This is a genomic window from Paraliobacillus sediminis (assembly GCF_003426055.1).
On record NZ_QJSI01000003.1, the window covers coordinates 945,412 to 959,072 of the forward strand.

A 13,661-nucleotide genomic window follows, 5' to 3' on the forward strand; every position below is an offset into this window, starting at 1 on the left:
GTTCTCCTTACGGAAGTTCAATCTGTTTATTTTCTACTGATTCTTTGTACAATACAATATTGTTTCCGATCACTTGTACAAGTTCTGCTTCTGTACCTTGAACAAGTTGATCTGCAACAACATCTTTATCTTCTGAACAATTCTGCAGAATACTTACTTTTATTAACTCTCGTTTTTCTAATGCTTCATTTACTTGCACAATCATGTTCTCATTTACACCTGTTTTTCCCACTTGGAATATTGCACGTAGTGGATTTGCCTTTGCTCGTAAAGATCTTTTTTGTTTACCTGTTAACATAGTTATTCATTCCCTTTTAAAATGTCTTCTAGCCCTGTCAGTAAAGGCTCAATCGTTACTTCTCTTTCGCTCCATAATTGAAAAGCTAATTTCGCTTGATATAACAGCATCGTATGTCCTTGATGGATAGAAGCGCCTATTTGGTATGCCTCTGATAGAAATTGTGTCATTAATGGTTGATAAACAATATCACTAACAACAGTATCCTTATTTACATACTGCAATGAAATAATTTGTTCTTTTACTGCCGGTTTCATTCCAACAGATGTTGTTTGGATGATTAAATTGTAATCTTGTACAGATTCCTCTGCTTCTTGAAAGCTTAACGCACGTGAGTTTACTTTATCCGTTATATTCAAAGGAAGCAAGTCTGTCGCTTTTTCTATCGTACGGTTGGCAATATCAACAGTGTGAAAAGAAGCTCTGCTTAAGGCATAAAATATGCCTCTTGCCGCACCGCCAGCGCCCAATATAAGAACACGCTTCTCCCCATTAAAGAGCCGCGGAAATTGTGATTCTATTGCTGTAAGATATCCTGTTCCATCTGTATTATAACCAATCCATTTACCATTTTGAATTACCACCGTATTTACTGCACCAATTTCAGCTGCATAGGGGTCTAATTCATCTAAATACGTCATAATTGTTTGCTTATACGGAACGGTAACATTAAAACCATCCAACTTATCTTCTTGAATCTTCTTTATCGTTTCTTGAAACTGCTCGCTCTTTGTCTCATATATTACATACGTACCGTTTCTATCTATTTGCTGAAGAAACTGTTGATGGATCCAAGGTGATAAAGAATGCTTGATGGGATAACCAATTAAGCCTAGTTTCATCATACTCCCCCTTTTCTTCAAGCTAAATGTCTATATAAGTGCCTCTCTACGTGAAACAGGCATGATGTCTGGGGAATGTGCACTTATGGTTGCATGACTTCCATTTCCCGTAACTGTAATCCAACCTAATCCAGGAAAAACAATATCCGTTTTATTATCTTTCACTTTAAAAGATTGCTCTTTTAAAGGCGGATATTCTTCTACGCTTTCTTTACTTGGTGGTGTTAACATTTCTCCTAGATGTTTTTCATAAAGGTTATCTGCGTTATCTAATTTTGTCCGATGAATTGTTAATTGGTTCGCGAAATAACAGACAAATGATTGCTTCTCTCCCTTTACAAAATCAAATCGTGCTAGCCCACCTACATATAGTGTTTGTCCTTCTTTTAACTGATAAACGCGCGGCTTAATTTCTTTAGTTGGTGTAATTGTCTTTAGATCCGATTCAGACATATAATGTGATAGCTGTTTTCTATTGATTACACCAGGCGTGTCATACAACGCTGTTGAATCATCTAAAGGGATTTCAATAAAACCAAGCGTTGTCCCAGGAAAATACGAGGTTGTTATTGCATCTTTCGTACCAGTTGACTCATTTATTAGTCGATTGATAAATGTTGATTTCCCAACATTTGTACTACCAACCACATATACATCTTGTTTTTTTCGGTATGATTCAATTGCATTTTTAACTTGTTCCATCCCTTGCCCTGATGAAGCTGAAATTAAAAATACATCCTGCACGACAAGTCCCAAATCTGCAGCTGACTTCTTCATCCATTGTCTTAACTTACTAATATTAGTCGATTTTGGTAGTAGATCAACTTTATTTCCTATTAAAATAATCGGATTATCACCTGTCAAACGTTGCAGACTTTTAATAAAACTTCCATTAAAGTCGAATACGTCAACCAGTTTAACAATTAATCCTTTTGTTTTACTAATTTGACTTATCATATCTACAAAGTCTTGATCCGTATACGAAACGTCTTGTACTTCATTATAGTGTTTCAACCTGAAGCAACGTTTGCAAACTATCGTATCATTTTCCAAAGCGGACTGCGGAACATAACCCGCTTCGTTCTCATTTATAGTTTGAATTGGCGCACCACACCCTTGACAAACATTATCTAATTGTTCTGTATCTATTCCTTCCACGAGACCATCCCTTTCTTTCGCATCCAACTTAATATTCTTCGTTCCATTTGTCGATTAATACGTGTTAACATACCATCCGTTTCCACAATAGGAACAACAAGAATTGTATAAAAACCTGCACTATTCCCACCCAGTATATCAGTCATTAACTGATCGCCAATTACCACAACTTCTTCTTTTTTCAAACCTAACTGCTTGGCAGCTTTTTTAAAAGCACGTTTCATAGGCTTTCTGGCACTATATACAAATGGTCTTTTTAAAGGCTCAGAAAATATCCGAACTCTTTCTTCCTTATTATTTGAAATAATCATTACGTTAATATCATTCTCTTCCATTCCTTGAAACCACTTGATAATTTCAGGTGTTGCATCTGCTACATCCCAAGCCACTAAGGTATTATCTAAATCTGTAATAATACCGGAAATCCCTTTTTCTTTTAGTAAGGCTGGAGTTATTTCAAAAATATTTTGTACATGTTGATTTGGTAAAAAATTTTTTAACACGTTATTTGCCACCTCAATTTACATTTACCTTTCTATTCCACTTACTCATCATAAACAATTTATCACGTTCTTTCAAAACTATTCTAGGAAAATCGCAATAAAATTATATGTATATGCTTTCCAACCCCTTAAATCCCCATAAATCGTTCGACAAATTAATGTCTTTTTTTCAACTGTGGATAACTTTATGCACACACTAAATAGCTAGAATCCAACTTTTTTCAACGTTTTTCTCACATTGCTAACAAGTTATCTACAGGCTATGTAGATAACTATCCGCTTGTACCAAGCATTTTAATTTGTTAAAGTATTATTAAACTTCTTCCTCATGAAATACAAAAATCGACTTAATATTGGATATCCAATACTTTAGGAGGGGCTAAAGATGAAACACCTATCAGATGATTTATTAATTGAGTCGTATTATAAGGCATATGAATTAAACCTAAGTCCAGAATTTATACGCTTAATTGAGCAAGAAATTGAACGTAGATCACTCGCTAATTACATTCATTACTTTGCCAATTAATAAGTAGAACATACATTTACTTATTCTACATTATTAAGTAGGCAATTTATATAGGACAGACACTATTATAATGCTTCCTTCATAGATTAAGATATAGGCAGAAGCCCAAACGCTATGGAGGTGCATATACTTGTCAACGATTTTAAGTGCGCTTGCTTTAATAATGAAGGATGCACTTTTTTTTGTATCTTATGTAAAAAACCACGCTTTCCCACAACCACTAAACTCTAAAGAAGAAGCCATTCAAATCAAAAAAATGCTTGAAGGAGATGAAGATGCAAGAAACATGCTAATCGAACATAATTTACGTTTGGTAGCACACATTGTTAAGAAATTTGAAAATACAGGTGAGGATAATGAGGATTTAATTTCAATTGGTACCATTGGATTGATTAAGGGAGTAGAAAGTTTCTCAATGGATAAGGGCACTAAGTTAGCAACCTATGCTGCACGTTGTATTGAAAATGAAATCTTGATGCATTTAAGAGCATTGAAAAAGACTAAAAAGGACGTTTCATTACAGGATCCAATCGGGCAAGATAAAGAAGGTAATGAGATCAGTTTGATTGATATATTACAAGCTGAAAATGATGATATTGTAGAATTTATACAATTAAACATGGAAGTCGCTAAAATTCAACAATACTTAAATATATTAGATAATCGAGAAAAGCAAGTTATTACAAGTCGCTATGGTTTAAGTAAAGAAGATGAATTAACGCAAAGAGAAATTGCTAAGAAATTAAATATATCACGAAGTTATGTATCGCGAATTGAAAAACGCGCGTTAATGAAAGTTTTCCATGAATATTATAAAAAGGAAAGGTAAAATAGCACTCATATGAGTGCTATTTTTACTGTTCATTCCTAGCTTTCACAATTAGAATTTGAAACCACAAAGCACCACCTAAGCATACAAGAATTAAAATGCTTAAGAATGTTAAGTGATCTGTTTGTTGTCGTACATATGCCTCTATTACGAGACCTGCATATAGATAACTACTAAGAATTAGTAAAATAAATAAAAACCGTTGAAAATCTATAATTTTTGTATCATTCCCCATTTTGGTCTCTCCTTCACCTATAATGTACGTTGATAATAACATGCATTTGGCGGTAGAAGGCCTAGTAATTCATGGGAATGATTAGATATCTCGAACAACTTCCATTATTAATTGCGAAGCGTGTTTTGCTGCTTTTTCCAAAAACGCATCAAATGATACAGCTGATTCTTTACCGGCAATATCAGATAAAGCTCTTATTATTACGAAAGGCGTATCATATTGGAAACATACTTGTGCAATCGCTGCTGCTTCCATTTCAGCCGCAATCAACAAAGGAAATTTTTCTCTAACCAATCCAACACGTATTGGATCTTGCATAAAGGAATCTCCTGTTCCAATTAGACCTCGTTTACCTTTTACATGACTAATTTGTTTCATTGCTTTTTCAACTTTCTCTATTAAAAAACGATCAGCATGGTAGGTTGCTGGTAAACCAGGTACTTGTCCATATGCATATTGGAATGCTGTAACGTCAACATCGTGGTGTGTTACCTCATTCCCAATTACTAGATCACCAACATCCAAATCTGTATCAAAGCCACCAGCAGACCCCGTATTTATAATGTGGGTTGGTTGATAGCGTTCATGTAATATTGTCGTTGCCATCGCTGCATTCACTTTTCCTATTCCAGATTGGAGAACAACAACACTTTTCCCTTCAAGCGTACCTTTAATAAATAAACAATTTGCTATCTTTTCTTCTTTTTCAACAATCGTCATACTGTTTTTTAATAAATCTATTTCTTGATCCATTGCTCCTATAATCCCTATAACCATATTCAATCACTCCTTCGATAGTACCTATTAATTCTAACTTGTAAAACGATACTTTTGGTCATTTTCGTTTAATACTTCTACTTGCATTGGTTTCCAACCTTGATTTTCAATCCACGCTATAAAGACACGATAATGTTCAGACTCTTCACTATTTGAAAAGGTTGCAATCACCTGTTGTTCACCATTTCCTGCGACCCATAAATAAATCATATCCTCAGTTGTTAGACCAGTGGCTAATCCAGCTGCAGCCATCATTTCTTCCCAATCCTCAGAATTTTTCTCCCAGACAATTTCATGTGGTTCTTCTTGATTAGTCGGAATGGGTTGCCAATTGCCTGTAAATGCATTTATCACATTCTCCCCATCTGATTCTATTTCTTCCAATTTAACATCTTCTGTTACATCGGCGTCTAGTTCCATTTGGTCTTCCTCTGAAGTATCAGGCTCAGTAGCGGTTGCTTCCTCATCTTCTTGATCTTGTGCCGCTTCTTGTGTATCTGCTTCAGAAGTTACATTATCTTCAGTTGTCTCTGCATCCGCTACTGTATCTTCTGGATTATTATCATCCCCACCAGAAAACACAATAATCGCAATAAAACTTATAGTGAGTACTACACCTAATATAGCAAGATAGGACAACCATTTTGTATTTTTACGTCTTTTCTCAAATCTATTTAAGCGACTGTATTGATCCAAATCTTCTGACATGTAGGTTCCTCCCCTTTTTACCTTATATTAATACTATGTTCTAGTGATGCAATCAAATCCCATTTTAAACGGCTGTTTTCTAAAAGATTGTTGGTTATGACTTAATTACCATGGACACTGTCTTAACGATCTTTATATAAATGGGCATCTAACAGAACTTTCGCTTGATCCGCTAGTTTTAGTCCGTGAATTAAAAAAATGTGTAAAATGCTCTATTATTTGTAATTAAAGCATAGCTAGGTTGTGCCCACGGAAAGGGAGACCATTTGCTACCATAGCGTGTCTAAAGTTGTAAGACACTCACGACAGAGTTTCTCTCGATTACGTATATTGATATGCAAAAATGTTTGCGAAAAAAGCCATTATCAAAAAATGTTTCACGCCAATAAGTAGCATGAAACATTTTTATTTATTCTTCTAGACCTTAAATCTTATTCATTATGTCGTTCGCTTATTTAACGCTTATTATTTTCACTTTCATATCGCCAGCAGGTGTAGAAACAGCTAATGATTCGCCGATTTCATGCCCTAGCAGACTTTTAGCTATTGGTGAATCATTTGATATTTTACCTTCAAATGGATCAGCCTCAGCACTACCAACAATTGTATATGTCTCTTCATCACCATTTGGTAATTCTTGAAACGTAACCGTCTTTCCTAGTGAAACAACATTTGGATTTTGGTTATCATTTTCTATAATCACAGCATGTCGAATCATATTCTCAACATGTCCGATACGTGCTTCTACAAAAGCTTGCTCATCTTTTGCTGCATCATACTCAGAGTTTTCAGAAAGATCTCCAAAATCGCGCGCTTCTTTTATTCGTTCAACAATTTCTTGACGTTTTTCTGTTTTTAACACTTGTAATTCGTTTTCTAATTTCTCTTTTCCCTCTTGCGTCATATAATAGCTTTTCTCTACAGCCATTCTAAACACTCCTTTTAATTCCAAACCTTTTTAAATAGCAAATTACTTATTGATATTTATTCTTCAAGTAGCTTGAATATGTCAACTTAACACGTAAGTAAACGTTTAATAAAAACTACTAACCAATACTATGGCAGATTTTTTGCAATATTTCAATACATTTCTTATGAAACTTTTAAAGAGGTTAATTTAATCGATCTTACGAGCCAATATCGTTTGTATCTTGGTCGCCATTAAATCAATCGCAACAAGATTCTCGCCACCCTCTGGAATAATAATGTCTGCATAGCGTTTTGTTGGTTCAACAAATTGCAAATGCATCGGTCTGACTACATTAATATACTGATCGATGACAGAATCTATCGTACGACCACGTTCTTTTATGTCACGGAGCATTCTTCTTATAATTCGTACATCAGCATCGGTATCAACATATACTTTTATATCCATTAAATCTAATAATCGAGGATCTTCTAAGATAAGTATTCCTTCTAAAATAATTACTTCTTTAGATTCAACTGAAACTACTTGATCAGAACGCGTATGTTGTTTATAATCGTAAATCGGCTTGTCCACAGCATTATGTTTTAATAATTGTTGTAAATGTTTGATTAGAAGATCATTATCAAATGCAAGTGGGTGATCATAATTTGTTTCTAAACGTTCTTCAAAGGGTAGATGCGATTGATCCTTATAATAATAATCTTGCTCAATAACTAAAATCGTCTTATCCGCAAAACGTTTGCAAATCGAACGGGTTACAGATGTTTTTCCAGAACCAGATCCACCCGCTACACCTATTACGATAGGTTTTTCATTATTCATACCTTAACTATCCCCTTTAATATCTTGTTGTTTTTTTGTTGTTATTGCAATTCCATCACCAATAGGAACAATTGTAGTATGGTAAGTTGGCATGTTAACTAACCATTCATTATAACTTCGAATTTTTGTTGCAATACGTTGTTGTCTTTTATTTTGACTGCTCTCACTAGCAACCATTCCTTTAAATAAAACATTGTCAGATATAATAATGCCATCTTGATTTAAAAAAGGCGCATACAATTCGAAAAACCGTTGATATTGCCCTTTCGCCGCATCGATAAATAAGAGATCAAACTTTCCTTTTTCTTCTATTTCACCACTAATTTCAAGCGCATCACCGTATACTAAATCAATTGTTCTCGTATCACTATAGTTTGAAATATTACCAATTGCTTCTTGATATCTTGGTAGATCTCGCTCTATGGTAACAATAGTAGTACTAGGATATGCACTTGCCATTTGCAAAGCAGAGTATCCTATTGCTGTACCTATTTCAAGTATTTTACTGGGCTTTTTCATTCGAATGATTTGCTTTAAAAAAGCTATACCCATAGGTTCCATAATCGGAACATGGTTATCACTAGCATAGATCTCTAGCTTTTTTACCCAGTCCGTTTTTGGTTCAAGTAAACTGGATAAATATTGCTCCGTGTCATAATCCATTTAATGTAAATCCACCTTTACTCATCTAAAATAGTCTAACTTAGAGAAATCCTCAAGCAGTTAACGCCATTTAAAGCTATAGATCTCGGTCTAAATGTTCTTTTGCTAATTCTTTATGTCTTTCAAATGTTTCAGCATAATAAATTTCACCGTCTGGATCAGCTACAAAGAATAAGAAATCTGTGACCTCAGGTTCTATTACTGCTTGTAATGAGCTTTCACCAAAACTAGAAATAGGTCCCACAGGTAAACCATCTATCCGATAGGTATTATAAGGTGATTCGACTTCCAAATCTTCAAATAAAACACGGTCTTTATGTGTTCCTAATGCATACAAGACAGTTGGATCTGTTTCTAGCCTCATGTCTTTTTCTAGACGATTATAAAATACTCCAGCAATTTTTTTACGCTCTTCTTCTGTACGCGCTTCTTTCTCTACTAGTGATGCTAATGTAATAACTTCGTGCATCGAAAAATCTTCCATTTCATTGATCTGTGATTGATACATTAGTACTACTTGTTCCGTTTTTTCTAACATTGTTTTTATAATGTTGTCTATAGAAGGATCTTCTGTATAAAATGGATATGTTGCAGCAAATAAATAACCCTCTAATGGATATCGAATTTCAGAGTCTAATATATCTTCTGATAAAATCGATGGATATGTTTGTATTAGCTGTCTAATATAATCTTCATCTTGCATTTTTTCAATAAATTCATCTGCATCAACCCCAGCATTTTTTTCGTATAATGTTGCTATTTCATCAATACTTTTACCTTCTGGAATTGTTACATTAATAACGGCCTCTTGCATGATATTACCCGTTTGTAATTTCTCTGTAACTTGGGCTAATGTCATAGACGGAGACAACTGATATTCACCAGCTTGGAAATCTGCAGCATTATTAAATTTTACGTAAAATCGATAAATTAATGCATTATTAACAATACCCTCTTCTTCTAATACATTTGCTATTTGAGATGGTGATGATCCTAACGGAATCTCAACAGATTTTACTGTTTCATCACTTGTGTCTGCTGGCGCAAGTCCATCCCTCACGTATATGTATCCAGTTATTCCTCCTACAACTAAGAAAATTATCACTAAGACAAGTATCGTTGCTACAATCTTTCTTACTAAACTAGCTTCTTGACATCTTTGAATAAAACGCTCTCTGCGCGATTTATTAGCTTTTGTTAATGCTTCATCTATGTTTGCTTGTGTATGCTGATTTTCTTTTAATGTGTGTTTCTTTTTCTCTTCGTTATCAGATGTGGACATCTTCAAATCCCCCTTTCATCCGGTACATTATACTACAAATAACTACACTATTTCCATTTTATTTTCAAATAAAGTTCACTACACACAAAAACAGAAGGAACTTGTTCCTTCTGTTTTTATTATATTAACACTACTAGCTTAACCTTAACAAATCGAAACTTATTCCTCATCGTCTGTAAGTGTATTAAGCATTTCTTCAACCATTTCCCATTCTTCATCACTTTCGATTTGAAATAATGCCAGATCATCTTCATTATTTTTATCTTCATAACGAAAAGCGAATACTTCTACTTCTTCATCTTCGGCATCATCATCATTTTCATTCACTGGGACTACCGCTATATATGATTGTTTGTTCTCCTCAACATCAAACGTGAAAAGCACCTCAAATAAATGTTCTTCACCTTTCTCATCTGGAATTATAATTCTTTCTTTTTCTTCTAATGCCATTTTTATACCTCCAATTATTGATGGGCGTCTAAATACCCTTGCAGAATCATGACTGCAGCCATTTTATCAATTACTTTTTTTCTTTTTTTTCTACTCATATCAGCTTCAATTAAAACACGTTCTGCTGCCATTGTCGTTAAACGTTCATCCCACATAAAAGTTTTTAACTGAAACGTTTCTTCTATGAAAGAGGCTAAACGTTGACAAGCTTCTCCACGTTCACCTATTGAGCCATTCATATTTTTTGGTAATCCGACAATTACTTCTGTTATGTTATGTTCTTTAATAAGATCTGCAAGCTGTTTTTCTACTGTTTTGAAATCTAACTCATCCCAGTACAATGTAGTGATACCTTGGGCTGTCCACCCAAAGGCGTCACTTACTGCAATACCGATCGTTTTAGAACCAACATCTAATCCCAATTTTCTCATGTTACTCCTCTTTGTGCTGAACTAAGTAGTACTTTACTAATTCTTCAATTAGTTCGTCTCTTTCAATTCTTCTAATTAGATTACGTGCATCTTTATACCTCGGAATGTACGCCGGATCGCCAGAAAGTAAATAGCCAACGATTTGATTAATTGGATTATAACCTTTTTCTTTTAATGCCTCATAGACAGTAAATAATACTTCGTTAACATTCTCTTCTAAGGGTTCTTCTGAAAAATTGAATTTCATGGTTTTATCCATTGAGTCCATACATAACACCCCGCCTTTTTATCGTGTCCATTTTTTTGTAGCTAATCATTTCTTCAAATGAAACAGTCACTATAAATCTTTCTATTACATATTATTGTAAACACAAACATCATACCATACTTTGTTTAATCTTTTCTCTATTATATCGTTTTTATACCAAAAATTACAATCTATTCGATTGAAGAAATATATTGTTTAGCATATACCAATGCCTCACTCAGTTGCTCAGGATTCTTTCCTCCGGCCTGGGCCATGTCAGGGCGACCGCCTCCGCCTCCGCCACAACGAGTTGCAGTTTCTTTAATTAACTTCCCAGCATGATAACCACGGTCAATCAGATCCTTCGTCACACCTGCTGCCAATTGTACTTTTCCATTATTTACAGCGCCTAACAATATGATACCTGAATCAAGCTTTTGTTTTAATTCGTCTACCATACTACGTAACTGATTGATATCTGAAACATCCACTTGTTTAACTAGGTATGATACGCCATTTACTTGTTCAACTTCATCAAGAATAGATGCCGCCTCGATATTAGATAACTTTTGACTTAAAGAATCCTTATCCTTTTGTAACTCTTTAATTTCTTGAAATAAACCATCAATCCGTTTTGGTACTTGATCTAATGAAACTTTCAATAAGCTAGCCGCTTCTTGAAGATGGTGTTGTTGATTTGTAACATGCGAATAAGCACCTTTTCCTGTTGTTGCTTCAATTCTTCGTGTGCCTGCTCCAATTCCTGTTTCTGTTGTAAGTTTAAACAAACCTATTTCAGAAGTGTTTAAGACATGTATTCCTCCACAAAGTTCTATGCTAAAGTCACCAATTTTCACAACTCGAACGATATCACCATATTTTTCGCCAAATAAGGCCATTGCACCCATTTCTTTAGCCTCTGCAATTGGATAACTCTTAATTGAGACGGGTATAGAATCCCAGATTTTTTGATTAACAATCGTTTCAATCTGTTCGATTTCTTGATCTGTTATTGTACTGAAATGTGAAAAATCAAATCGTAAACGATCGGTATCAACTAATGATCCAGCTTGATTAACATGGTCACCAAGAACATCTTTTAAAGCCTGATGTAACAGGTGTGTAGCCGTATGATTTTTAATGATTGACGAACGCGATTGTTTATCTACAATCGCTTTAACAATGTCACCACTGCTTAAAACACCTTTTGTAACTGTTACTCGATGTAAATGTTGCCCTTTAGGAGCTTTTTGAACACCTTCCACTTTTGCTTCTGCTTGTTCCGTATAAAGCCAACCTACATCTGCTATTTGTCCACCACTTTCAGCATAAAAAGGCGTTTGATCCAACAGAAGATATACTTCTTTCTCACTTGATTGCGTGACAACTTCTTTATTCTCGATGATAGTTGAAATAACAGTGTCTACTTTTTGATGATCATAACCAACAAAAATACTTTCTGCTGAAAGTTCACTAAATACACTATCTTGTACCTGCATCGAATCGACTTTTTGTCTTGCATTACGTGCACGACTTCTTTGCTTGTCCATTTCTTCTTTAAAACCTGCTTCATCAATGGTAAATCCTAATTCATTTACATATTCCTCTGTTAACTCTTTTGGAAATCCATATGTGTCATACAATCTAAATACTTCTGTTCCAGGAAAGACTTTGCTTCCTTGTCCTTTCTCTAGTTCAATAATATTCTCTAGAATTGCCAAACCTTCATGTAATGTTTCATGAAAACGCTCTTCTTCTGTTTTTACAACATTTTCAATAAATGCTTGTTTACTTTGTACGTTGGAGTAAAATGCTTGCATAATTTCTCCAACGGTTCCAACTAATTGATACATAAATGGTTTCTCTATGCCAATCTGTTTCGCAAAACGAACTGCCCTGCGCAACAATCTTCTCAATACATAGCCTCTTCCTTCATTCGAAGGTAATGCACCGTCAGCAATTGCAAATGTAACCGTACGTATATGATCAGCAATAACTTTATAGGCAACATCCATAGACTCATCTTTGCCATATTTAACTGTAGCCAGTTGTTCTACTTTTTTGATAATAGGTAAAAATAAATCCGTTTCAAAATTAGTTGGTGCATCTTGAATGACACATACCATACGTTCTAATCCCATACCTGTATCAATGTTTTTCTTTGGTAAAGGTGTATACGTATCATCTGGATTGTGATTAAATTGTGAAAAGACAAGATTCCATATTTCTAAATAGCGATCATTCTCTCCACCAGGATATAGTTCTGGGTCAGTTGAATCATTACCATAAGCTGCACCACGATCATAAAATATTTCCGTGTTAGGACCACTTGGACCTTCACCGATATCCCAAAAATTCTCTTCTAATCGAATAATACGTTCTTCTGGTAGTTTGATATTATTTTTCCATAGATCATATGCTTCATCATCTTCAGGGTGCACTGTAACTGCTAATTTTTCAGGATCAAAACCAATCCACTTATCACTCGTTAAAAATTCCCATGCCCATTCTATTGCTTCTTGTTTAAAGTAATTTCCGATTGAAAAGTTACCAAGCATTTCAAAGAAAGTGTGATGACGTGCTGTAAAACCAACATTTTCAATATCATTTGTCCGAATTGATTTTTGTGCGTTAACAATTCTAGGGTTATCTGGAATAACTCGACCATCAAAATATTTCTTCAATGTTGCAACGCCACTATTAATCCATAATAAAGTTGGATCTTCCTTAGGCACTAGTGATGCACTAGGCTCCACCGTATGACCTTTTTCTTCATAAAAATCTAAAAACAATTGTCTGACTTGTGCTGATGTTAGTGTTTTCAATTAAATAACCTCCTTGAGCTAACTATGTATCCTAAAAAAAAAACTAAAAGCTCCCGTCTCTGCAAAAAAATTGCAGGGACGAGAGCTGAATATCGCGGTACCACCCTGATTATGAACTACTATACGTTCAT

Annotated in this window: 17 protein-coding genes; 2 read left to right on the forward strand and 15 right to left on the reverse strand. The window is 34.6% G+C overall.

Annotation, left to right across the window (positions count from 1 at the left end; translation table 11 throughout):
* Positions 1-7: 7 nt before the first annotated feature.
* The 4 genes from yhbY to D2K60_RS17585 are packed head-to-tail and all read right to left on the reverse strand — an operon-like array spanning position 8 to position 2,801.
* Positions 8-298: a ribosome assembly RNA-binding protein YhbY gene (yhbY, locus tag D2K60_RS17570; RefSeq protein WP_117169161.1), complete on the reverse strand. Its 291-nt coding sequence runs from the start codon at positions 296-298 to the stop codon at positions 8-10.
* Positions 299-300: 2 nt separating this feature from the next.
* The gene (gene aroE / locus D2K60_RS17575) at positions 301-1,140 is read right to left on the reverse strand and encodes a shikimate dehydrogenase (protein WP_117169160.1); all 840 of its coding nucleotides are present in this window, start codon (positions 1,138-1,140) and stop codon (positions 301-303) included.
* Positions 1,141-1,170: 30 nt separating this feature from the next.
* Positions 1,171-2,289, reverse strand: a complete 1,119-nt coding sequence (gene yqeH / locus D2K60_RS17580) for a ribosome biogenesis GTPase YqeH (RefSeq protein ID WP_117170338.1) — start codon at positions 2,287-2,289, stop codon at positions 1,171-1,173.
* Positions 2,286-2,801 carry a YqeG family HAD IIIA-type phosphatase gene (locus tag D2K60_RS17585; RefSeq protein ID WP_117169159.1) on the reverse strand — a complete coding sequence of 172 codons (516 nt, stop codon included), beginning with the start codon at positions 2,799-2,801 and terminating at the stop codon, positions 2,286-2,288. Before D2K60_RS17585 ends, yqeH begins: the two co-directional genes overlap by 4 nt.
* 385 nt (positions 2,802-3,186) lie before the next feature.
* Between D2K60_RS17585 and sda the strand changes: the two genes are divergently transcribed.
* Positions 3,187-3,330 (forward strand): sporulation histidine kinase inhibitor Sda, encoded by a 144-nt coding sequence (gene sda, locus D2K60_RS17590; RefSeq protein WP_117169158.1) that lies wholly within the window; start codon positions 3,187-3,189, stop codon positions 3,328-3,330.
* Between the two features lie 130 nt (positions 3,331-3,460).
* On the forward strand, positions 3,461-4,159 hold the full coding sequence (gene sigK, locus D2K60_RS17595) for an RNA polymerase sporulation sigma factor SigK (RefSeq protein WP_117169157.1): 699 nt from the start codon (positions 3,461-3,463) through the stop codon (positions 4,157-4,159).
* A gap of 25 nt (positions 4,160-4,184) precedes the next feature.
* Here the strand turns inward: sigK and D2K60_RS17600 are convergent, their stop codons facing one another.
* From D2K60_RS17600 to alaS, 11 genes are all read right to left on the reverse strand, one after another.
* On the reverse strand, positions 4,185-4,394 hold the full coding sequence (locus D2K60_RS17600) for a YrhC family protein (protein WP_162880723.1): 210 nt from the start codon (positions 4,392-4,394) through the stop codon (positions 4,185-4,187).
* An 81-nt stretch (positions 4,395-4,475) separates the two neighbouring features.
* Positions 4,476-5,171, reverse strand: coding sequence for a 5'-methylthioadenosine/S-adenosylhomocysteine nucleosidase (mtnN, locus tag D2K60_RS17605; protein WP_117169155.1), 696 nt, complete (start codon positions 5,169-5,171; stop codon positions 4,476-4,478).
* A 33-nt stretch (positions 5,172-5,204) separates the two neighbouring features.
* On the reverse strand, positions 5,205-5,879 hold the full coding sequence (locus tag D2K60_RS17610; RefSeq protein WP_117169154.1) for a YrrS family protein: 675 nt from the start codon (positions 5,877-5,879) through the stop codon (positions 5,205-5,207).
* A 451-nt stretch (positions 5,880-6,330) separates the two neighbouring features.
* A complete protein-coding gene (gene greA, locus D2K60_RS17615) occupies positions 6,331-6,807 on the reverse strand; it encodes a transcription elongation factor GreA (RefSeq protein WP_117169153.1) in 477 nt (158 codons plus the stop codon).
* A 189-nt stretch (positions 6,808-6,996) separates the two neighbouring features.
* On the reverse strand, positions 6,997-7,632 hold the full coding sequence (udk, locus tag D2K60_RS17620) for a uridine kinase (RefSeq protein ID WP_117169152.1): 636 nt from the start codon (positions 7,630-7,632) through the stop codon (positions 6,997-6,999).
* Positions 7,633-7,635: 3 nt separating this feature from the next.
* On the reverse strand, positions 7,636-8,295 hold the full coding sequence (locus tag D2K60_RS17625; RefSeq protein ID WP_117169151.1) for an O-methyltransferase: 660 nt from the start codon (positions 8,293-8,295) through the stop codon (positions 7,636-7,638).
* A 76-nt stretch (positions 8,296-8,371) separates the two neighbouring features.
* Positions 8,372-9,577 (reverse strand): endolytic transglycosylase MltG, encoded by a 1,206-nt coding sequence (gene mltG, locus D2K60_RS17630; protein WP_117169150.1) that lies wholly within the window; start codon positions 9,575-9,577, stop codon positions 8,372-8,374.
* Between the two features lie 159 nt (positions 9,578-9,736).
* A complete protein-coding gene (locus D2K60_RS17635) occupies positions 9,737-10,027 on the reverse strand; it encodes a DUF1292 domain-containing protein (protein WP_117169149.1) in 291 nt (96 codons plus the stop codon).
* Between the two features lie 14 nt (positions 10,028-10,041).
* Positions 10,042-10,458 carry a Holliday junction resolvase RuvX gene (gene ruvX, locus D2K60_RS17640; RefSeq protein ID WP_117169148.1) on the reverse strand — a complete coding sequence of 139 codons (417 nt, stop codon included), beginning with the start codon at positions 10,456-10,458 and terminating at the stop codon, positions 10,042-10,044.
* A 1-nt stretch (position 10,459) separates the two neighbouring features.
* On the reverse strand, positions 10,460-10,726 hold the full coding sequence (locus D2K60_RS17645) for an IreB family regulatory phosphoprotein (protein WP_112181434.1): 267 nt from the start codon (positions 10,724-10,726) through the stop codon (positions 10,460-10,462).
* 170 nt (positions 10,727-10,896) lie between these two features.
* Positions 10,897-13,530, reverse strand: coding sequence for an alanine--tRNA ligase (gene alaS / locus D2K60_RS17650; protein ID WP_117169147.1), 2,634 nt, complete (start codon positions 13,528-13,530; stop codon positions 10,897-10,899).
* Positions 13,531-13,661 lie beyond the last annotated feature (131 nt).

Coding starts and splice junctions, on each gene's coding strand:
- yhbY (WP_117169161.1), bottom strand. CDS start 298: ATGTTAACAGGTAAACAAAAAAGATCTTTACGAGCAAAGGCAAATCCA.
- aroE (WP_117169160.1), bottom strand. CDS start 1,140: ATGAAACTAGGCTTAATTGGTTATCCCATCAAGCATTCTTTATCACCT.
- sda (WP_117169158.1), top strand. CDS start 3,187: ATGAAACACCTATCAGATGATTTATTAATTGAGTCGTATTATAAGGCA.
- D2K60_RS17600 (WP_162880723.1), bottom strand. CDS start 4,394: ATGGGGAATGATACAAAAATTATAGATTTTCAACGGTTTTTATTTATT.
- mtnN (WP_117169155.1), bottom strand. CDS start 5,171: ATGGTTATAGGGATTATAGGAGCAATGGATCAAGAAATAGATTTATTA.
- D2K60_RS17610 (WP_117169154.1), bottom strand. CDS start 5,879: ATGTCAGAAGATTTGGATCAATACAGTCGCTTAAATAGATTTGAGAAA.
- greA (WP_117169153.1), bottom strand. CDS start 6,807: ATGGCTGTAGAGAAAAGCTATTATATGACGCAAGAGGGAAAAGAGAAA.
- udk (WP_117169152.1), bottom strand. CDS start 7,632: ATGAATAATGAAAAACCTATCGTAATAGGTGTAGCGGGTGGATCTGGT.
- D2K60_RS17625 (WP_117169151.1), bottom strand. CDS start 8,295: ATGGATTATGACACGGAGCAATATTTATCCAGTTTACTTGAACCAAAA.
- mltG (WP_117169150.1), bottom strand. CDS start 9,577: ATGTCCACATCTGATAACGAAGAGAAAAAGAAACACACATTAAAAGAA.
- D2K60_RS17635 (WP_117169149.1), bottom strand. CDS start 10,027: ATGGCATTAGAAGAAAAAGAAAGAATTATAATTCCAGATGAGAAAGGT.
- ruvX (WP_117169148.1), bottom strand. CDS start 10,458: ATGAGAAAATTGGGATTAGATGTTGGTTCTAAAACGATCGGTATTGCA.
- D2K60_RS17645 (WP_112181434.1), bottom strand. CDS start 10,726: ATGGACTCAATGGATAAAACCATGAAATTCAATTTTTCAGAAGAACCC.